Source organism: Staphylococcus croceilyticus (genome assembly GCF_002902575.1).
GTDB lineage: Bacteria > Bacillota > Bacilli > Staphylococcales > Staphylococcaceae > Staphylococcus > Staphylococcus croceilyticus.
Genome location: NZ_PPRD01000128.1, coordinates 1 through 526, shown reverse-complemented (window position 1 = coordinate 526; position 526 = coordinate 1). Strand labels below are relative to the sequence as shown.

Genomic DNA, 526 nt, shown 5'->3' with positions numbered 1-526 from the left:
ACCATCGTCCTAGAAAGTGTCTTAATTGGAAGACGTCTTATGAAATTTTAAATTCTGAGTTGTTGCACTTAAATTGACAACTCAACATGTATAAAAATTAGATATGTCATCTTTAGCTGGTAATGCTTTAATCAAATTTGAGATATAACTAATTTTTTCATAAGATAGAGCGATGTCTTTTTCGTCGATTTGATAACGCAAAGCAAGTTGATAAAGTTCTAAATTAAGTGCTGTTAAAGGTGTATTTATATCATGAGATAGTTGATTAATATAATTATTTTCTTGAACTTTGCTTTCATGAATTTCTAATTCTCTTGCACGTAATCTATCTATTAAAATATTAATAGAATGTCCTACTCGATTAATTTCATCATTCTTAGTAGGTGGTAAATCCAATTTTTCTGGTAAATCTTTATCATAGGCAATGGTTTGTAATTTCTCATCTAGTGAATTCAGTTTTTTAACAATGCTGTATATATAACGAGAAGCTACAATGATTAATAGTAGTAAAACTGTAAAAAATAAA

1 protein-coding gene is annotated in these 526 nt (G+C 27.4%); it reads right to left on the bottom strand.

Annotated features, from left to right (window positions below):
- Window positions 1-81 precede the first annotated feature (81 nt).
- Window positions 82-526: HAMP domain-containing protein (locus CD128_RS11185; protein WP_231917331.1), on the bottom strand; the 445-nt coding region annotated here is incomplete at its 5' end.